Source organism: Geodermatophilus tzadiensis (assembly GCF_003002915.1).
In the GTDB taxonomy this organism is placed as follows: domain Bacteria; phylum Actinomycetota; class Actinomycetes; order Mycobacteriales; family Geodermatophilaceae; genus Geodermatophilus; species Geodermatophilus tzadiensis.
In genome coordinates, this window is sequence record NZ_PVTG01000027.1 from 1 (window position 1) to 19,189 (window position 19,189).

The 19,189-nt window shown below is 74.4% G+C and carries 16 protein-coding genes; 14 read left to right on the top strand and 2 right to left on the bottom strand.

Annotated elements, in window-relative coordinates; translation table 11 throughout:
- Positions 1–91: 91 nt before the first annotated feature.
- Positions 92–1,084 (bottom strand): aldo/keto reductase, encoded by a 993-nt coding sequence (locus LY71_RS22835; RefSeq protein WP_106282186.1) that lies wholly within the window; start codon positions 1,082–1,084, stop codon positions 92–94.
- A gap of 140 nt (positions 1,085–1,224) precedes the next feature.
- Between LY71_RS22835 and LY71_RS22840 the strand changes: the two genes are divergently transcribed.
- The 4 genes from LY71_RS22840 to LY71_RS22855 are packed head-to-tail and all read left to right on the top strand — an operon-like array spanning position 1,225 to position 5,026.
- Positions 1,225–2,235, top strand: coding sequence for a siderophore ABC transporter substrate-binding protein (locus tag LY71_RS22840; protein WP_106282188.1), 1,011 nt, complete (start codon positions 1,225–1,227; stop codon positions 2,233–2,235).
- A 22-nt stretch (positions 2,236–2,257) separates the two neighbouring features.
- The gene (locus LY71_RS22845) at positions 2,258–3,268 is read left to right on the top strand and encodes an ABC transporter permease (protein ID WP_211297497.1); all 1,011 of its coding nucleotides are present in this window, start codon (positions 2,258–2,260) and stop codon (positions 3,266–3,268) included.
- Complete coding sequence (locus tag LY71_RS22850; protein ID WP_106282190.1) at positions 3,258–4,271, top strand: iron chelate uptake ABC transporter family permease subunit; 1,014 nt, start codon at positions 3,258–3,260, stop codon at positions 4,269–4,271. The genes LY71_RS22845 and LY71_RS22850 overlap by 11 nt, the downstream gene beginning before the upstream one ends.
- Positions 4,268–5,026, top strand: a complete 759-nt coding sequence (locus LY71_RS22855) for an iron ABC transporter ATP-binding protein (RefSeq protein WP_106282192.1) — start codon at positions 4,268–4,270, stop codon at positions 5,024–5,026. Before LY71_RS22850 ends, LY71_RS22855 begins: the two co-directional genes overlap by 4 nt.
- Positions 5,027–5,048: 22 nt before the next feature.
- On the opposite strand, the gene LY71_RS22860 is transcribed toward LY71_RS22855, so the two are convergent.
- Positions 5,049–5,720, bottom strand: a complete 672-nt coding sequence (locus LY71_RS22860) for a peptidyl-tRNA hydrolase (RefSeq protein WP_211297498.1) — start codon at positions 5,718–5,720, stop codon at positions 5,049–5,051.
- Positions 5,721–5,852: 132 nt separating this feature from the next.
- Between LY71_RS22860 and LY71_RS22865 the strand changes: the two genes are divergently transcribed.
- The 10 genes from LY71_RS22865 to LY71_RS22910 form a co-directional block, all read left to right on the top strand.
- The gene (locus LY71_RS22865; RefSeq protein ID WP_106282194.1) at positions 5,853–7,634 is read left to right on the top strand and encodes an N-acetylglutaminylglutamine amidotransferase; all 1,782 of its coding nucleotides are present in this window, start codon (positions 5,853–5,855) and stop codon (positions 7,632–7,634) included.
- Between the two features lie 8 nt (positions 7,635–7,642).
- A complete protein-coding gene (gene ngg, locus LY71_RS22870; protein ID WP_211297499.1) occupies positions 7,643–9,388 on the top strand; it encodes an N-acetylglutaminylglutamine synthetase in 1,746 nt (581 codons plus the stop codon).
- Positions 9,389–9,559: 171 nt separating this feature from the next.
- Positions 9,560–10,603, top strand: coding sequence for a TerC family protein (locus tag LY71_RS22875; protein WP_106282196.1), 1,044 nt, complete (start codon positions 9,560–9,562; stop codon positions 10,601–10,603).
- Between the two features lie 82 nt (positions 10,604–10,685).
- Positions 10,686–11,054, top strand: a complete 369-nt coding sequence (crcB, locus tag LY71_RS22880) for a fluoride efflux transporter CrcB (RefSeq protein WP_106282198.1) — start codon at positions 10,686–10,688, stop codon at positions 11,052–11,054.
- A complete protein-coding gene (locus LY71_RS22885; protein ID WP_106282200.1) occupies positions 11,051–11,401 on the top strand; it encodes a fluoride efflux transporter FluC in 351 nt (116 codons plus the stop codon). Before crcB ends, LY71_RS22885 begins: the two co-directional genes overlap by 4 nt.
- A gap of 47 nt (positions 11,402–11,448) precedes the next feature.
- Positions 11,449–12,864, top strand: coding sequence for an alpha,alpha-trehalose-phosphate synthase (UDP-forming) (locus tag LY71_RS22890; RefSeq protein WP_106282202.1), 1,416 nt, complete (start codon positions 11,449–11,451; stop codon positions 12,862–12,864).
- A complete protein-coding gene (gene otsB / locus LY71_RS22895) occupies positions 12,861–13,607 on the top strand; it encodes a trehalose-phosphatase (protein WP_106282204.1) in 747 nt (248 codons plus the stop codon). The genes LY71_RS22890 and otsB overlap by 4 nt, the downstream gene beginning before the upstream one ends.
- A gap of 335 nt (positions 13,608–13,942) precedes the next feature.
- Positions 13,943–15,544, top strand: coding sequence for a methyl-accepting chemotaxis protein (locus LY71_RS22900; RefSeq protein WP_106282206.1), 1,602 nt, complete (start codon positions 13,943–13,945; stop codon positions 15,542–15,544).
- A gap of 301 nt (positions 15,545–15,845) precedes the next feature.
- A complete protein-coding gene (locus LY71_RS22905; RefSeq protein ID WP_106282208.1) occupies positions 15,846–17,477 on the top strand; it encodes a methyl-accepting chemotaxis protein in 1,632 nt (543 codons plus the stop codon).
- A gap of 513 nt (positions 17,478–17,990) precedes the next feature.
- Positions 17,991–19,189, top strand: a 1,199-nt coding sequence (locus tag LY71_RS22910; RefSeq protein ID WP_106282215.1) for a methyl-accepting chemotaxis protein, incomplete at its 3' end; no start/stop codon positions are given.

Sequence of the window (19,189 nt, forward strand, 5' to 3'; positions counted from 1 at the left end):
GTTGAGGTCGGTCGTCACAACCCGAGCCTGAACACCCTCCGTCCGCGTCTACAGCGCCCTTCGACCCTTCGGGTCGATAGGACTTACTCGTCTAGATGTGGACGCTGGACATGTCGGGGTAGCGGTCGCCGACCGCGGCGCCCACGGGCGCGGCCTCGTCGAGCCGGCGCAGGTCGTCGTCGCTGAGCCGGACGTCGGCCGCCGCGGCGTTCTCCTCCAGGTAGCGCACCCGCTTGGTGCCGGGGATCGGCACGACCGCCGGGTTCCCGCCGCGCCCGCCCTGTGCCATGACCCAGGCCAGCGCCAGCTGTGACGCCGTCACGCCCTTCTCGTCGGCGATCTCGCGCACCCGGTCGACCAGCCGCAGGTTCTGCTCGAACGCCTCGCCCTGGAACCGCGGGTTGCGGCGCCGGAAGTCGTCGGGCGCGAGGTCCTCGACGCTGCGGATCTGCCCGGAGAGGAAGCCGCGGCCGATCGGCGAGTAGGCGACGAAGCCGATGCCGAGTTCGGCGCAGGTGGACAGGACGCCGTTCTCCTCCGGGTCCCGGCTCCACAGCGAGTACTCGGTCTGCACCGCGGTCACCGGCACGACGGCGTGCGCCCGGCGGATGGTCTCGGGTGCGGCCTCCGAGATGCCGGCCGAGCGCACCTTGCCCGCCTCGACCAGCTCGCGGATCGCCCCCCAGGTGTCCTCGACCGGCACCGACGGGTCGACCCGGTGCTGGTAGTAGAGGTCGATGACGTCGACGCCGAGCCGCTGCAGCGAGGCGTCGCAGGCCCGGTGCACGTACTCGGGCCGGCCGTTGATGCCGCGGAAGGAGCCGTCCTCGCCGCGCTCGTTGCCGAACTTGGTGGCCAGGACCACCTCGTCGCGGCGGCCGGCGATCGCCTGCCCGACCAGCCGCTCGTTGGTGAACGGGCCGTACATGTCGGCGGTGTCGAGGAAGGTGACGCCGAGGTCCAGCGCCCGCTGGATCGTCCGCTCGGCCTCCGCCTGGTCACCGGTGCCGTAGAACTCGCTCATCCCCATGCAGCCCAGCCCGATGGCCGGGACGGACAGGGACCCCAGGGTGCGTGTCTCCATGACCCCCGTCGTGCCCGGGGTCGGCGGTGGGCGAACCCCGGGAGGCCGGTGCGGCCACCCCCACCGCGGTGTACCGGAACCCGTGTGGCAGGTTAGGACAGGCTCAGTCAGGTCAGCCTTACCTAACCGTCTGGAGAACCATGCGCACCGCGTCCCGGCCGCCGGCGGCCACCTCCCTGTCCCTCGCCGCGGCCCTCGCGCTCACCGCCTGCGGCGCCGGCGAGCCGGCAGCCGAGGCGGCGACCGGCGCGGAGACGGTCACCTGGACCTGGGACCGCAACGTCGCCGCGGAGGACGCCGAGCCGGAGCTCGAGGAGACGTCGGTCGAGGTCCCGGTCGACCCGCAGCGCATCGTCGCCCTCGACATGGCCGCCCTCGACACCATCGGGGCCCTGGGCGGCGAGGTCGCGGGCGCCCCGGTCGACTCGGTGCCGGACTACCTGCAGCAGCACCTGGCCGACGACGTCTTCGATGCGGGCACGCTGTTCGAGGCCGACCTGGTCGAGATCGAGGCGCAGCAGCCCGACCTCATCGTCATCGGCGGGCGCTCCTCGGCGCTCTACGAGGACCTCAGCGAGATCGCCCCGACCGTCGACCTGAGCCTGCGCGGCACCTACACCGAGACGCTGGAGCGCAACGCCACCTTCCTCGGCGAGGTGCTCGGCGCCGAGGACGAGGCGGCCGCGGCGATCGCGGAGCTGGAGGCCGGCATCGAAGAGGCGCGCGCGGCCACCGCCGACGCGGGCACCGGGCTGGGTCTCATGGTCTCCGGCGGCGAGCTGTCCGCGATGGCCCCGGCGGGCGAGGACTCCGACGCCCGCGGTGCGCGCGGCGGGCTCATCTACGACGCGTTCGGCGTGCAGCCGGCGGTCGAGGACGTCGAGGCCGCCACCCACGGCGAGCCGGTGTCCTTCGAGTTCCTGCTCGAGACCGACCCCGACCACCTGTGGGTCGTCGACCGCGACGCCGCCACCGGCGAGGAGGGCGCGCAGGCCGCCGCCGCCGTGCTCGACAACGAGATCGTCGCCCGGACCACCGCCGCGCGGCAGGACCGGATCCACCACCTCGACCCGGTCGCCTGGTACGTCGTCTTCGGTGGCATCGACACCACCCGGATCATGATCGACGACGTCCTGCAGATCGCGGAGTGACCGTCCCGGTCCCCCGCTGCCCGTGACGGCGCTCTCCGCTCCCCCGGCGAGCACCCCCGCCCCGGCGCGCCCCCGGCGCACCGGTCTGGGGGTGCTCGTCGGCGTGCTGCTCGTGCTCCTCGCGGGGGTGAGCCTGTTCGTCGGCGTCTCCGACGTCTCCCCCGCCTCCGTGCTCGGCGACGGGCCGGCCGCGTTCCTGCTCGTCGCCAGCCGCATCCCGCGGACGGTGGCGCTGGTGCTGGCCGGCGCCTCGCTCGGCATCGCGGGGCTGATCATGCAGATGCTGGTGCGCAACCGCTTCGTCGAGCCCAGCACCACCGGGGTCACCGAGTTCGCCACCCTCGGCATGCTCGCCACGATCGTGCTGGCGCCCGGGATGCCCGTCGCCGGCAAGACCGCCGTCGCGGCGCTGTCCGGCCTCCTCGGCACCTGGGTGTTCCTGCGGGTGGTCCGGGCGGTGCCGGTCCGCTCCCTCGTGCTGGTGCCGCTCGTCGGCATCGTGCTCGGCGGCGTCGTCGGCGCGGTCACGACGTTCGTCGCCTACCGGCTGGACCTGCTGCAGTCGCTCGCGCAGTGGTCGCAGGGCAGCTTCGCCGGCGTCGTGCAGGGCCGCTACGAGTTCGTGTGGCTGGCCGGCGTCATGGTCGTCGTCGCGTGGCTGGCGGCCGACCGGTTCAGCGTCATCGGCCTCGGCGAGGAGTTCGCCACCAACCTCGGCCTGCACCACCGCCGGGTGGTCGCCATCGGGATGGTGGTCGTCGCCGTCATCACCGCCTCGGTGCTGGTGACGGCGGGGCTCGTCCCCTTCCTCGGGCTGGTCGTGCCCAACGTCGTCAGCCTGGTGATCGGCGACAACGTGCGGCGGTCGATCCCGTGGGTCGCGGTGCTCGGCGCGGTGTTCGTGGTCGCCTGCGACGTCCTCGCGCGGGTCCTGCGCTTCCCCTACGAGATCCCGCTGTCGGTCGTCGTCGGGATCATCGGCGCCGCGCTGTTCCTCTGGCTGCTGCTGCGGAGGCGGAGCCGTGCTCACTGAACCCGCCCCGGTCGCCGTCCGCCCGCGGCCCCGCCTGCGTGCCTCCGTGCGCCGGGCCGGGTCCGCCGTCCGGCTGGCCGCGCTCGGTGGCCTCGTGCTGGCCCTCGTCGCCGCCTACCTGTTCACCGACGTGCCCGGGTCGCTGGCCTACGCGCTGGAGAAGCGCGGCCTCACGGTGGCCGCGACGGTCGTCGTCGCGGCGGCGGTCGGCGTCTCGACGGTCGTCTTCCACACGATCACCGGCAACCGCGTGCTGACGCCGTCGATCATGGGCTTCGACGCGTTCTACCTGCTCGTCTCGACGGCCGTCGTCTTCGCCGCCGGGTCCGCCGCGTTCCTGGCCGCCGACCCGCTGGTCCTGTGGGCCGTGCAGGTGGCGGTGATGGTCGGGTTCAGCGTCGTGCTGTCCACCTGGCTGTTCGGCGGGAAGCGGCGCTCGATCCACCTCATGCTGCTGGTGGGCATCGTGCTCGGGACGTTCTTCCGCTCCTTCAGCGAGTGGATGCAGCGGATGCTCGACCCGCTGGACTTCCAGGTGCTCTCCGACGCGTTCTTCGCCTCGCTGACCCGGCCCGACGAGACGCTGCTGGTGCTCACCGCGGCGCTGGTCGCGGTGGGCTGCGCCGTCGTCGTGCCGCTGCTGCGCACCCTCGACGTGCTCACGCTCGGCGAGCCGGTCGCCGTCGGCCTCGGCGTCGACCACCGGCGGGTGGTGCTGACCCTGTTCGCCGTCGTCTCGGTGATGGTGGCCGCGTCGACGGCGCTGGTCGGGCCGGTGCTGTTCCTCGGCCTGATCGTCGCCAACCTGGCCTACGCGTGGGCGGGCTCGTTCCGGCACGCGTGGACGGTGCCGACGGCGGTGCTGCTCGGGGTGGTGTGCCTGCTCGGCGGCCAGCTCGTCCTGGAGCGGGTGCTCGGCTTCGGCGGCACGCTGTCCACCGTCGTCGACTTCGCCGGCGGGCTGTTCTTCCTGTACCTCGTGCTGCGGAAGGGGGCGCGGTGATCGCGCTCGAGGGCGTGTCCAAGCGCTACGGCGGCCAGACGGTGGTCGACGACGTCTCCCTCGCCCTCGGAGGGGAGGGGGTGACGGCGCTCATCGGCCCGAACGGCGCGGGCAAGTCGACGCTGTTCGGCCTCGTCGGCCGCCTCGTCCGGCCCGACGCCGGCCGGGTGACGGTGGACGGCCTGGACGTGGCGACGACGCCGTCGCAGGAGCTGGCGCGGCGCGTCGCGGTGCTGCGCCAGGACAACCACGTCGCCGCGCGCCTCACCGTGCAGGACCTCGTGGAGTTCGGGCGCTTCCCGCACTCGCGCGGCCGGCTCACCGTCGACGACCGCGACCACGTGGAGCGCGCCGTCGCCCACCTCGGGCTCGAGGGGTACCGGGACCGGTTCCTCGACGAGCTGTCGGGTGGTCAGCGGCAGCGGGCCTCCATCGCGATGGTGCTCGCGCAGGACACCCGCTACGTGCTGCTCGACGAGCCGCTGAACAACCTCGACCTGCGGCACATGGGCGAGACCATGCGGCTGGTGCGCGAGATGGCCGACGTGCTGGGCAAGCGGGTGGTCACCGTGCTGCACGACGTCAACTCCGCCGCCGCGTACGCCGACCGGATCGTGGCGATGCGCGACGGGCGGGTGGTGGCGGACGCGCCGGCCCGCGACGTCATGCGTCCCGAGGTGCTGGCCGACGTCTACGACACGACGGTCGACGTCCGCGAGATCGACGGCCGCCCGGTGGCGCTCTACTACGGCTGAGCCCGCCGCGGGACCGGGCCGGCTACGCCCAGCGGGCCAGCGCGGTGCAGGTCCCCGGCGCCACGACGGTGAACCCGGCGTCGACGACCTGCACTGGGGCCGTCGGACGCAGCCGCGTCCAGCGCGCGGCACCCGGGTGCTCGACGACCACCGGGAACCCGGCGCCCGACCAGGCGGCCAGCCGCCCGGCGGGCATCCGCAGCGCGGCGAGCTGGGCGGCGTGCCCGGCGGCGGCCGCGGCCTTGCCCAGCGGCAGGAACGGCTCCGGGCACAGCGACACCACGACCGGGCCGCCCGGCACCGGATCGGCCACCGGCACGGCGTCCGGGTCCTCGAGCTCGCTGCCCGACAGCTGCAGCCTCGCGACCTCCCGCGGCAGCGCGTCGAGCGCGGTCGGCACCAGCGCCCGCACCTCCGCCCCGTCCACCGCGGCGGTCACGCCGGGCAGCGCGGTCACCCGCTGCCAGGCCACGCCGCGCGCCCGTCGGCAGTGCTTGCGGATCCGGCCGTCGGTCCACCGACGCACCTGCGGGTGCCACGCGCCGCCGGGCCGGGCCCGCTCGTCGTCCAGCAGCCGGACGACGGCGACCGCGCCGGCCGCGCAGACGGCGGTCCGGGCGGGCGGGGCGGCCTTCTCGACGCGGGCCACCAGCTGCACCGCCCAGGGTGCCTCCCCCTCCGGGTCGTCGTGCACGACCCCAGCCTGCCGAACCGCGGCGGGGACCGGCGCCCCGCCCCGTTCCACGTGGAACCGGCCGTGTTGCGTCGGTGTGACGATCTCCGCGAGGCGTCGCGGGAGCCGCGCCCGTGGGGTTGGATCGAACCCATGTGCGGCCTCACCGGAGAGATCAGGTTCGACGGCTCCCTGGCCGACACCACCGCGGTGGCGCGGATGGTCGAGGCGCTGGTCCCCCGCGGGCCGGACGGCCAGGGCCAGTGGAGCGCCGGCCGGGTGGCGTTCGGTCACCGCCGGTTGTCGGTCATCGACCTCTCCGCCAGCGGGTCGCAGCCGATGGTCGACAGCGAGCTGGGCCTCGAGGCGGTCTTCAACGGCTGCATCTACGACTACAAGGAGCTGCGCGCCGAGCTCGAGGGCCACGGCTACCGGTTCTTCTCCACCAGCGACACCGAGGTGCTGCTCAAGGGCTACCACCACTGGGGCCTGGACTTCGTCGACCACCTGCACGGCATGTTCGTCGTCGTCATCCACGAGCGCGACACCGGCCGGGTGGTCATGGCCCGCGACCGGCTGGGCATCAAGCCGCTGTACCTGGCCGAGACGCCGGGGCGGCTGCGGTTCGCCTCGTCGCTGCCGGCCCTGCTGCGCGCCGGCGACGTCGACACCTCCATCGACCCGGTCGCGCTGCACCACTACCTGACCTGGCACGCCGTCGTCCCGGCGCCGCGCACGCTGCTCAACGGCGTCCGCAAGCTGCCGCCGGCCACCGTCCGCGTGATCGAGGCCGACGGCACCAGCCGCGAGCACCGCTACTGGGAGCCCACCTACGAGCGGCGCCCCGAGCACTCGGGCTGGTCGGCCCGCGACTGGGAGGACGCGATCGAGGAGGCGCTGCGGGTCGCCGTCCGCCGCCGCCTGGTCTCCGACATCCCGGTCGGGGTGCTGCTCTCCGGCGGCCTGGACTCCAGCCTGATCGTCGGCCTGCTCGCCCAGGAGGGGCAGAGCGGGCTGGCCACCTACTCGATCGGCTTCGAGGCCGTCGGCGGCCGCGAGGGCGACGAGTTCCAGTACTCCGACGTGATCGCCGAGCGGTTCGCCACGGACCACCACCGCATCCGCGTCTCCTCCGACGAGCTGGCCGCCGCGCTCGGCCACGCCATCGGCGCGATGGCCGAGCCGATGGTCAGCCACGACGTCGTCGCCTTCGACCTGCTCTCCGAGCGGGTCAGCCAGTCGATCCGCGTCGTGCAGTCCGGGCAGGGCGCCGACGAGGTGTTCGCCGGCTACCACTGGTACCCGCCGCTGGCCGGCGTCGACCGCGGGGAGGCCGTGGAGCGCTACGCCGCCGCGTTCTTCGACCGCGGCGCCGACGACATGCGCGCGCTGGTCGGCGAGCGGTACGCCCTCGACGGCGACCCGAGCCTGGAGTTCGTCCGCGACCACATGTCCCGCGCCGGCGCGCAGACCGCCGTGGACGCCGCGCTGCGCCTCGACAGCGAGGTCATGCTCGTCGACGACCCGGTCAAGCGGGTGGACAACATGTCCATGGCGTGGGGCCTGGAGGCCCGGGTGCCCTTCCTCGACCACGACCTCGTGGAGCTGGCCGCCCAGTGCCCGCCGGAGCTCAAGCTCGCCGACGGCGGCAAGGGCGTGCTCAAGGCCATCGGCCGGCGGATCATCCCGCCGGAGGTCATCGACCGGCCCAAGGGCTACTTCCCGGTGCCGGCGATCACCCACCTCGAGGGCAAGGTGCTCGGTCTGGTCAAGGACGCGCTCTCCAGCGAGGCGGCCCGCGAGCGGGCGCTGTTCCGCCCCGAGTACGTGTCGCGGCTGTTCGACGACCCCAACGCCGAGCTCACCCCCCTGCGCGGCAACAAGCTCTGGCAGCTGGGCCTGCTGGAGCTCTGGCTGCAGAACCACGGGGTCTGAGGGTCCCCGTGGCACCCCGGCTCGCCGGACACCGCCGTCGTCACACCCCGGACCTGACCGGGCGCACCTACGGGCGGCCCTCGCAGCACGAGCTGGAGGGCATGGACTCCGACGTCGTCCTGGACCTGGCCTGGGGTCGGCTGGTGTTCGGTCAGACCTTCGCCGAGATGCGCGACATCCTCGCGGCGCTGCGGGCCGAGGGGACCGGGCGGCGCGACATCTGCATCTACGCCCGCGACCCGCACGTGCTCGTCGGACTGGCGCCCGACGAGCTGTTCATCGACCCGAGCTACACCTACCGCCTCGACCTCTACCGCTACCGGTCCCGGCACGAGCTCATCCGCGGCGTCTTCGTCCGCACGGTGACCTCGCTGGAGGACATGGTCGCGATCAACGAGATCTACGCGCGCAACGGCATGGTCACCGGGAACCCCGAGACCATGTGGGCCAACCACCGCACCCGCTGCTTCACCTACCTGGTCGCCGAGGACACCCGCACCGGCCGGGTGGTCGGCACGGTCACCGGCGTCGACCACGTGCTCGCCTTCGGCGACCCCGAGGGCGGCACCAGCCTGTGGTGCCTGGCCGTCGACGCGCAGAGCGCCCCGGCGGGCACCGGGGAGGCGCTGGTGCGGGTGCTCGCGGAGCGCTACGTCGGCCGCGGCCGCTCCTACGTGGACCTCTCGGTGCTGCACGACAACAGCGGGGCGATCGCGCTCTACCGCAAGCTCGGCTTCGTGCGGGCGGCGGCGGTGTGCGTCAAGCGCAAGAACCCGATCAACACGCCGCTGTACGCCGGCGGCCCGCCGGACCTGGAGCTGCTCAACCCCTACGCGCGGATCATCGCCGACGAGGCGCTGCGCCGCGGCATCCGCGTCGAGGTCACCGACGCCGAGTCCGGCGAGATGCGGCTGTCGGTCGGCGGTCGGCGGGTGCTCACCCGCGAGTCGCTGTCGGAGTTCACCACCGCGGTCGCGATGAGCCGCTGCGACGACAAGCGGGTCACGCGGCGGATCGTCGAGGCCGCCGGGGTCCGCGTGCCCCGCGGGGTGACGGCGTTCGAGGACGACCTCGGCCCGGCCCGCGGGCTGCTGGCCGCGTGCGGCGAGGTGGTGGTCAAGCCGGCCCGGGGCGAGCAGGGCAAGGGCATCACCGTGGGCGTCACCGACGACGAGGAGCTCGAGCGCGCCGTCGCGGCCGCCCGGCTGTTCTGCCCCGACGTCCTGGTCGAGGAGCTCGTCGCCGGCGAGGACCTGCGCGTGGTGGTCATCGACCACGAGGTGGTGGCCGCCGCGGTGCGCCGGCCCGCGGAGGTCGTCGGCGACGGCCGCCGCACGGTGACCGACCTGGTCCGCGAGACCAGCCGGCGGCGCGAGCGGGCGACCGGCGGGGAGTCGCGCATCCCGCTCGACGACGTCACCGCCGACGTCGTCCGCGCCGCCGGGCACGGGATGGACGACGTCCTCGCCAACGGCGAGCGGCTGCGCGTGCGGCGGACGGCGAACCTGCACACCGGCGGCACCATCGAGGACGTCACCGACCGGCTGCACCCGGCGGTCGGCCAGGCCGCGGTGCGCGCCAGCCGCGCGATCGGCATCCCGGTGACCGGCATCGACTTCCTGGTGCCCGACGTCGAGGGCCCCGACGCGGTCTTCGTCGAGGCCAACGAGCGGCCGGGGCTGGCCAACCACGAGCCGCAGCCGACCGCCGCCCGCTTCGTCGACCTGCTCTTCCCCGAGACCCGCCGCCGGTAGCCGCCCACTGGCCGCAACAGGTGAATTCTGTTTCACTGGTCCGCAGGAGGGGAGTATCCCCCGCGTCCCCGTCGTCAGGACGGTCCGCCCCGGCGCGGACCCGGCGGGACGGGCGTCCGGTGCGGCGCCGGGAGAGACCTCCGGTTGGTGCCCACCGACTGGAGGCCCTCGTTGGACGTCCCCTTCTGGCTCTGGCTCGCCGTGCTCGGTCTCATCCTGGCCATGCTGGCCGTCGACCTGGTCGCCCACCGCCGCGCGCACGTCATCGGCGTGCGGGAGGCCGCCGCGTGGTCGGCGGTGTGGGTGGCCGTCGGCGTCGGTTTCGGCGCCTGGATCTGGGTGTCCCACGGCGCGGAGCTCGGCCAGCAGTACTACGCCGGCTACCTCATCGAGAAGTCGCTCGCCGTCGACAACGTCTTCGTCTGGGCGATCGTCTTCACGTTCTTCGCCGTGCCGCGGGAGTACCAGCACCGCGTGCTGTTCCTCGGCGTGCTCGGCGCGCTGGTGCTGCGCGGGGCGTTCATCGCCGGCGGTGCGGCCCTCGTCGAGGACTTCTCGTGGGTGCTCTACCTCTTCGCGGCGTTCCTGCTGGTCACCGGCTACCGGATGCTGCGCCAGCGCGACGAGCACGTCGACCCCTCGCGGTCGCGGACCCTGCGGCTGTTCCGCCGGTTCGTGCCGATGACCGACGCCTACCACGGCCAGCGGTTCCTCGTCCGGCGGGGCGGCGTCCTGCTGGCCACTCCCCTGCTCGCCGTGCTGGTGCTCGTCGAGGTCACCGACGTCGTCTTCGCCGTCGACTCGATCCCGGCGATCTTCGCGGTCACCGACGAGCCGTTCCTGGTCTTCACCGCCAACGCCTTCGCCATCCTGGGCCTGCGGGCGATGTACTTCCTGCTCGCCGACCTGGTCCACCGCTTCGTCTACCTCAAGGTCGGGCTGGCGCTGGTGCTCATGTGGGTGGGCGTCAAGATGCTGCTCAAGATCGACGTCTACCACGTCCCCACGGCCGTGAGCCTCGCGGTGATCGCCACGATCCTCGGCGTCTCGGTGTGGGCGAGCCTGCGCGCCACCCGGGGACAGGGCCGCCGCGCCGTCGAGTCCCCGGCCGCTCCCCCGTTCCGGGTCGCCACCGAGCAGGAGCTCGCCGAGGTCGAGCCCCTGTGGCGACGGCGGGGACGGCGCGACACCCCGGAGCCGACCCGCACCCCCTGACCGGCCCACGGGCATAGGAGGCTCTCCGCACGTGTCGGCCCGCGCGGACGTGCGGATTGCTTCCTATGCCTCGGGGGGACGAGTGGCCTACCTGCTCGCGGCGTTGGGCGGGGCGCTGGGGGCGCTGGCGCGCTGGGGCGTGGCCGAGGCGCTCCCCCGGGACGACGGCGGCTGGCCGTGGGCGACCCTGCTGGTCAACCTCAGCGGCTGCCTGCTGATGGGCGTCCTGCTCGGCGTGCTCGCCGGCCGGGAGCCCGAGCCGGCGTGGGCGCGGCCGCTGCTCGGCGTGGGGGTCCTCGGCGGGTACACCACCTACTCGGCCTTCGCCGTCGAGGCCGTCGACCTCACCGACGCCGGTGCGGCGGTGCCGGCCGCGGGCTACGTGCTGGTCTCGGTCGTCGGCGGGGTGCTCGCGGTGGCCGCGGGTGTCCGCCTGGCGCGGCCCCGGTGACCCCGCTGCTCGTGGCGGCCGGCGCGCTGGTCGGCGCCCCGGTGCGGCTGCTGGCCACCCGGCTGGCGGCCGGCCGGGGGCGTGACCCGGCGCTGGGCACGCTCGCGGTCAACGTCGCCGGGTCCGCCGTCCTCGGGGTGCTGCTGGGGCTGGGGGACGTCCCGGCGGGCGTCGTCGCGCTGGTGGGCACCGGGTTCTGCGGGACGCTCACCACCTTCTCCACCTTCGGTGCCGACGTCGTCCGGCTGGTGGCCGAGCGGGCCGTGGGCCGGGCGCTCGGGTACGCGACGGCGAGCGTCGTCCTGGGCCTGGGGGCCGCCGCGGCGGGGTACGCCCTCGCCGGCTGAGCCTGCGCGTGCCGGAGGAGGGCGCCGTCAGTAGGGTCGGTACCGGTATGGCCGGAACTGACGCAGGAGACGCGCGGGCGGACAGCCCCGTCGTCGTGGTGGCCAACCGGCTGCCGGTCGACGCGGTGACCGAGCCCGACGGCACGGTGCGCTGGCAGCGCAGCCCCGGTGGCCTGGTCACCGCGCTGGAGCCCTTCGTCGCCGGCCGCGGCGGCGCGTGGGTGGGCTGGTCGGGGTCGGCCGGCGAGGCGCCGGACCCCTTCGAGTCCGGCGGGATGTCGCTGATCCCGGTGCCGCTCTCGGAGGAGGAGGTCGACCGCTACTACGAGGGCATGTCGAACGCCTCGCTGTGGCCGCTGTACCACGACGTGGTCGAGAAGCCGGAGTACCACCGCACCTGGTGGGACACCTACGTCCAGGTCAACAAGCGCTTCGCCGACCGGGCCGCCGAGGTCGCCGCGCAGGACGCGATCGTGTGGGTGCACGACTACCAGCTGCAGCTGGTGCCGGCGATGCTGCGGCAGCGGCGTCCCGACCTCACGATCGGCTTCTTCCTGCACATCCCCTTCCCGCCCTACGAGCTGTTCACCCAGCTGCCGTGGCGCTCGGCGATCGTCGAGGGGCTGCTCGGCGCGGACCTCGTCGGCTTCCAGCGGCCCAGCGCGGCGGCCAACTTCGTCCAGCTCGCCCGTCGGCTGCACGAGCTGCCCACCCGCGGCGCGACCGTGGAGTACGACGGCCGCACCGTCACCGCGCGCGCCTTCCCGATCTCCATCGACGTCAAGGCGTTCGACGAGCTGGCCGCCTCCCCGGAGGTGCTCAAGCGGGCCGCGGAGATCCGCGCCGAGCTGGGGAACCCCGAGAAGATCGTCCTGGGCGTCGACCGGCTCGACTACACCAAGGGCATCGCCGTCCGGCTCAACGCCTTCCAGGAGCTCCTCGAGGACGGCGCGGTCGAGGCGCCGCACACGGTGATGGTCCAGGTGGCCACGCCCAGCCGCGAGCGGGTCGAGCACTACGTGCACATGCGCGAGACGATCGAGCAGCAGGTCGGGCACATCAACGGCGTGTTCGGCAGCCTCGGCGGGCCGGCAGTGCACTACATCAACCAGTCGATCCCCCGCGAGGAGCTCGCCGCCCTCTACCGCGCGGCCGACGTCATGCTCGTGACGCCCTACCGCGACGGCATGAACCTGGTGGCCAAGGAGTACGTCGCCGCCCGCGGCGACCTCGGGGGCACGCTGGTGCTCTCGGAGTTCGCCGGGGCCGCCGCGGAGCTCAAGCAGGCGTTCCTGGTCAACCCGCACGACATCGCCGGCGTGAAGAACCAGATGCTGCGCGCGCTGCGCACCGAGCCCGACGAGGCCGCCCGCCGGATGCGCGCGATGCGCCGCTACCTGGCCAGGCACGACCTCGACCACTGGGCGTCGTCGTTCTTCGACGCGCTGCGCGCCCAGGGGTGACCGCGGTCCCCGACGACCTCGCGGCCGCGCTGGCCGGGGTGGCCGGCCGCCGTCCGCTGCTGGTGGCCTCGGACTACGACGGCGTCCTGGCGCCGCTGACCGACGAGCCCTCCACCGCGGTCCCCTCCCCCGGCGTCGACGGGCTGCTGGCCCGCCTCGCCGCGGCGGACGGCGTGACGGTCGCGCTGGTCAGCGGGCGCGGCGTCGAGGACCTGCGGCAGGTCAGCGGCTTCGCCGGCACCTACCGCTGGGTGGGCAGCCACGGCGCCGAGTACGGCGGGCCCCTGGCCGGCGAGCTGGCCGGCCGCCGCGACGCCGTCGCCGAGCTGTTGGCCCCGCTGGTGGCCGCCGTCCCCGGCGCGCGGCTGGAGGTCAAGCCGGCCAGCGTCGCGGTGCACGTCCGGCAGGTGACCGACGCGGCCGCGGGGACCCGGTTGCTGGCGGACGCCGCCTCCGCGGCGGCAGATCCGTCACTGACGATGAAGCCGGGCAAGGCGGTGCTCGAGGTCGCCGTCACCGACGCCGACAAGGGCAGCGCCGTCGGCCGGCTGCGCGAGGAGCTCGGCGCGGCCGCCGTCGTCTACCTCGGCGACGACGTCACCGACGAGGACGTCTTCGGCACCCTGCGCCCCCGGGACGTCGGCATCAAGGTCGGTGACGGCGAGACGGCCGCGGGCCACCGCGTCGCCGACCCGGCGGCCGTGGTCGACGTCCTCCGGCTGCTCGCCGACCGGCTGGGCTGAGCCGCCCCCGGAGGTCCGAGCGCGGCGTGTCCGGGTCCCGGGCTGCGTGACCGGCGGACGGCGGTCGGGTCGGCGCCCCGGCGCGGTCGACACGGCGACCGGACCCGTCCTCCGGACCTGCGCGGACACCCGTCCGGCCGTCGGGGCCGGGCCGGTCGGCGCGCCGGCGCGGTCGACCTGACGACGGTGCCGGCGGAGGTCGCCGCCGGGTGCACAACGATCCGGCCGGGACCGTCGTCCGTGTCCCGGCGCGGGGTCCGGGGAGCCGCACCATTCCCGTGCGCGCCCCGCACGTCACGGCGGTCACGGCGTGCACACCCGCCCCAGGAGGCCCCGTGAACGCCGCGACTCCCCCGCGCCCCCGCACCGCCGGCTGGTTCGCCGACCGCCCGCTGGCGGTGAAGTTCGGCGCGCTCGTCGCCGTGGCCGCCGTCTCCCTCGGCGGCCTGCTCGGTGCCGTGCTGGTCGGCCACGGCGCCGTGCGGGACGCGCAGCAGCGGCTGGCCGACCTGCACCACGCGGAGACGCTGGTGCTGCGGCTGGACACCCGCGCCAGCGAGCTGAAGGTCGACGGGTTCAAGGCGCTCGTGCGCGACGTCCCCGCCGACCAGCTCCCGGAGCTGGCCGACGACGTCGCCGAGCCCGAGGCGCTGCTGGCCGAGCTGGCCGACGTCCCGCTGGACGGCGACGCGGCCGCCGCGGTGGCCGACCTGGCCGGCACCTTCGGCGACTACACCGACGCGATCACCGCCTACGTCGACGGCGCCGTCGCCGACCAGGCCGCCGCCCGCGTGCGGTGGGAGGACATCCAGGCCGCCAACGACCTCACCGACGGTGCCGTCGGCACGGCCAAGGACACCCTGGAGGCCGAGGCGGCCGCGGCCGAGCGGGAGACGGCCGCCACGATCTCGCGCTGGGAGACCACCGCCCTGCTCGCCGCCGCACTCGGCCTGGTGCTGCTGGTCGGGCTCAGCTGGCTGACCGCCCGCTCGGTGATCGGGTCGGTCCGGCGGGTGCAGTCCGCCCTCGAGGCGCTGGCCGTCGGCGACCTGACCGGGACCACCGGCGTCGACTCGCGGGACGAGCTGGGCCACATGGCCGCCGCCCTCGACGGCGCCCGCACCGGCCTGCGCGAGGCGATGGCCGCCGTGGCGGGCTCGGCGGACGCGGTGGCGGCGTCGTCGGAGGAGTTGTCGGCGTCCTCGGCGCAGATCTCGGCGTCGGCGGAGGAGACCTCGGCCCAGTCCGGCGTGGTGGCCGGCGCCGCGGAGGAGGTCAGCCGCAACGTGCAGACGGTGGCGGCGGGTGCCGAGCAGATGGGTGCCTCGATCCGGGAGATCGCCAGCAACGCCGCGGAGGCCTCCGCCGTCGCCGCCCGGGCGGTGACGGCCGCGGAGACGACGACGGCGACGGTGGCCAAGCTGGGCGAGTCCTCCGCCGAGATCGGCAACGTGGTGAAGGTCATCACGAGCATCGCGGAGCAGACGAACCTGCTGGCGCTCAACGCCACGATCGAGGCCGCCCGCGCCGGGGAGGCCGGCAAGGGCTTCGCGGTGGTGGCCAACGAGGTCAAGGAGCTGGCGCAGGAGACGGCGAAGGCCACCGAGGACATCGCCCGCCGCGTGCAGGCCATCCAGGCCGACACCGGTGCCGCCGTGGGGGCGATCGGGGAGATCTCCCAGATCGTCGCCCAGATCTCCGACCGGCAGACCACCATCGCCAGCGCGGTGGAGGAGCAGACCGCGACCACCAACGAGATGTCCCGCTCGGTGCAGGAGGCCGCGCAGGGCTCCGGTCAGATCGCCGACAACATCTCCGGCGTCTCCACCGCCGCGGACTCCACCACCCAGGCGCTGACCCAGACCCGCACCGCGGTCGACGAGCTCGCCCGGATGGCCACCGACCTCCGGGCCACCGTGGGGCGCTTCACCTGGTGACCACCCCGCCGGGACGTCCCTGACCACGGCCCGCGCCCCCTCCGCCGGGAGGGAGCGCGGGCCGCGTCTCTCCCTCACGACCATTCCGCTGACGCGCAGGAATGGTCGCCGGATCCTGCCGGCGTCATGTCGACACCGACGTCCGATCCCTCTCCTGGTCGTGGCGGACGACCATTCGCGCCGTCTCGGGATCGTGACCGACACGCCATTCCCGGAACCGTGCGCGGACCATTCCCGTGCCGCACAGTGCTCCTCGACAGCGCGACCGGCGCTCCCCTGCTCGACACCCCTGGAGAGAACGATGACCACCCCGACCGACGTCCCGGGCCGCGCTCCCGCGGCCGGCTCCTCCTGGTGGGGCGACCGCGGCGTCAAGACGAAGGTCCTCACCGCCGTGGGTGCCGCGGCCGGTGTGGCGCTCGTCGTCGGCGCCACCGCCGTCGTGGGGCTCGACAGCGCCGCCGAGCGTGCCACGGGACTCAACGCGCAGATCACGGCGCTCACCGACGTCACCGAGATGCGCGGCGTCATGAAGGACGTGCGGATCAAGACGCGGGACGCGCTCATCAGCGTCGACCCGGCCCGGGTCGAGGAGGCGTTCGACGCCGTCCCCGAGCTCGAGGCCCGGTTCGAGGACGCCCGGGCGCGCTACGAGGCCGGCGGGCTCACCGAGGAGCAGCAGGCGCTCGTCACCCAGGCCGAGGAGGCCTTCCAGCAGTACCTCGAGGTCGGCGAGACCGTCCTCGCGCCGCTCGCGCGGGCCAACCAGCAGTCGGCCTGGGACGAGGCCAACCAGGCGCAGGCCAAGCCGCTGGGCGACGCGGTCGAGGAGGCGGTCGTCGAGTTGGTCGAGATCGAGAAGGCGGAGGCCGCCGCGGCCGCCGCGGCCGCCGAGTCCGGCGCCGGCCGGCAGCGGGTCCTCGTGCTCGTGGTCCTCGGGGCCGGCCTGGCGGTCGCGTTCGGCCTCGGCCTGCTGGTGGCCCGCGCGCTGGCCCGAGGCGTGGCCCGCGTGCAGACCGTCGCGGAGGGGCTGGCGACCGGCGACCTGACCCGGACCTCGGGCCTCACCACCCGGGACGAGCTGGGCCGGATGGGCGCCGCGCTGGACGGGGCCGTCACCGAACTGCGCCGGGTCATGGGCACCGTGGCCGGCGCCGCCGACGCGGTGGCTGCCTCCAGCGAGGAGTTGTCGGCGTCCTCGGCGCAGATCTCGGCCTCGGCCGAGGAGACCTCGGCGCAGTCCGGCGTCGTCGCCGGTGCGGCGGAGGAGGTCAGCCGCAACGTGCAGACCGTGGCGGCGGGTGCCGAGCAGATGGGCGCCTCGATCCGGGAGATCGCCAGCAACGCCGCGGAGGCCTCCGCCGTCGCCGCCCGCGCCGTCACCGCCGCGGAGACCACCACCGCCACGGTCGCCAAGCTCGGCGACAGCTCCGCCGAGATCGGCAACGTGGTCAAGGTCATCACGAGCATCGCCGAGCAGACGAACCTGCTGGCGCTCAACGCCACGATCGAGGCCGCCCGCGCGGGCGAGGCCGGCAAGGGCTTCGCGGTGGTGGCCAACGAGGTCAAGGAGCTGGCGCAGGAGACGGCCAAGGCCACCGAGGACATCGCGCGGCGGGTGCAGGCGATCCAGGCCGACACCGGTGCCGCGGTGGGGGCGATCGGGGAGATCTCCCAGATCGTGGCCCAGATCTCCGACCGGCAGACCACCATCGCCAGCGCGGTGGAGGAGCAGACCGCCACCACCAACGAGATGAGCCGCTCGGTGCAGGAGGCCGCGCAGGGCTCCGGCCAGATCGCCGACAACATCTCCGGGGTCTCCACCGCTGCCGAGTCCACCACCCAGGCCCTGACGCAGACCCGGACGGCCGTGGACGAGCTGTCGCGGATGGCCGCCGGCCTGCGCTCCAGCGTCGCGCGCTTCACCTACTGACCACCTGCCCCCTGAGGGGGCTGCACCCCGGCCGGGCCGGGTGACGACCGCGCGGTCGTCACCCGGCCCGTCCTGCTGTCGGGGGACGTCGCAGCGACGCGGCGTGTCGCGCGGTCACCGCCCCGGGCCGTCGACACGGCGACGCGGCCCGCCCGGTGACCACCGGGAGCCCACTCCCCCGCTGCCCCGCGACCTGCGGGGGAACCGTGCGCGGGCCGGTCCCGTACCGGTGTGTCGACACGGCAGGAATGGTCACCGAATGGTGCGACGACCGCGTCGGAGCCATTCCTCACGATGCGGTCACGCGCACCTGTTCTTCGTCCGTTCGTGTTTCGCGCACCCCTACTGTCGTCCTCACCCGGAATGGACGAGAAGCCGCCGGGCCGCACTCCCGCCCCGGAAGCCGGCGGAGCACACACCCACCCTGGAAGGACCCTCGACATGCCCAGCTCGACGTCCCGCCGGACCCGTGTCGGGGTCCGGGGCGCCATCCTCGCGGTCGGTGGCGCAGGCATGGCCGCCGCGATCGCCGTCGGCGGCTTCGCCCTGTCCGGCCTGCAGGGCGCCGGCACGAACCGCCACGAGGTCGGCGAGCTGCAGCAGGCGCTCGGCTGGTCCCAGGAGATGACCTACTACAACGCCGACGTCAGCGGGTGGCAGGTCGCCTACGCCTGGGACGCGCGCCGGGTGGGGCCCCAGGCGGCGGTGCAGGCGGACAACGCCAACCGGGCGGGCTTCCTGGACGTCGCCGACCGGATGCGCGCGGCCCTCGCCGCGGCGCCGACCGAGGTGTTCGACGCGGACGAGTCGGACGCCTACGAGCAGGTCGTCGACCAGTGGGACGAGTTCTTCGCCGTCGACGACCGGGCGGTCGCGCTGTACACGCGGGGGACCCCGGCCGACGTCGACGCGGCCGACACCCTGATCCAGGGGGAGGGCTACGGGGTCTACTTCGAGATCCTCGAGCTGACCGCGCAACTGAAGGACTCGCTCGACGAGCGGGTGACCGGGGCCCGCGCCGCCGCGGACGCCCAGCAGGCGCAGACGACGTGGACGATGGCCGCCGTCGTCGTCCTGGGCGCGCTGCTCGTCCTCGGCATGGCCCTCGCGGTCGCCCGCCGGGTGGTCCGGCCGGTCCTCGCCCTCACGCACGTCGCCGAGGGCCTGGCCGCCGGCGACCTCACCCGCACGACCGGCGTCGACCGGGGTGACGAGGTCGGCCGGGCCGCCGCCGCCCTGGACGCCGCGGTCGTCGACCTGCGCACGGTGATGGCGTCGGTGGCCGGCGCCTCGGACGCGGTGGCTGCCTCCAGCGAGGAGTTGTCGGCGTCCTCGGCGCAGATCTCGGCCTCGGCGGAGGAGACCTCGGCGCAGTCCGGCGTCGTCGCGGGTGCGGCGGAGGAGGTCAGCCGCAACGTGCAGACCGTGGCGGCGGGTGCCGAGCAGATGGGCGCCTCGATCCGGGAGATCGCCAGCAACGCCGCGGAGGCCTCCGCCGTCGCCGCCCGGGCCGTGACGGCCGCGGAGACGACGACGGCGACGGTGGCCAAGCTGGGCGAGTCCTCCGCCGAGATCGGCAACGTCGTCAAGGTCATCACGAGCATCGCGGAGCAGACGAACCTGCTGGCGCTCAACGCCACGATCGAGGCCGCCCGCGCGGGCGAGGCCGGCAAGGGCTTCGCGGTGGTGGCCAACGAGGTCAAGGAGCTGGC

Bases quoted from the DNA above. Each gene is read 5' to 3' on its own strand.
- LY71_RS22840 (WP_106282188.1), top strand. From the start codon at position 1,225: ATGCGCACCGCGTCCCGGCCGCCGGCGGCCACCTCCCTGTCCCTCGCC.
- LY71_RS22905 (WP_106282208.1), top strand. From the start codon at position 15,846: ATGACCACCCCGACCGACGTCCCGGGCCGCGCTCCCGCGGCCGGCTCC.
- LY71_RS22865 (WP_106282194.1), top strand. From the start codon at position 5,853: ATGTGCGGCCTCACCGGAGAGATCAGGTTCGACGGCTCCCTGGCCGAC.
- LY71_RS22835 (WP_106282186.1), bottom strand. From the start codon at position 1,084: ATGGAGACACGCACCCTGGGGTCCCTGTCCGTCCCGGCCATCGGGCTG.
- LY71_RS22890 (WP_106282202.1), top strand. From the start codon at position 11,449: ATGGCCGGAACTGACGCAGGAGACGCGCGGGCGGACAGCCCCGTCGTC.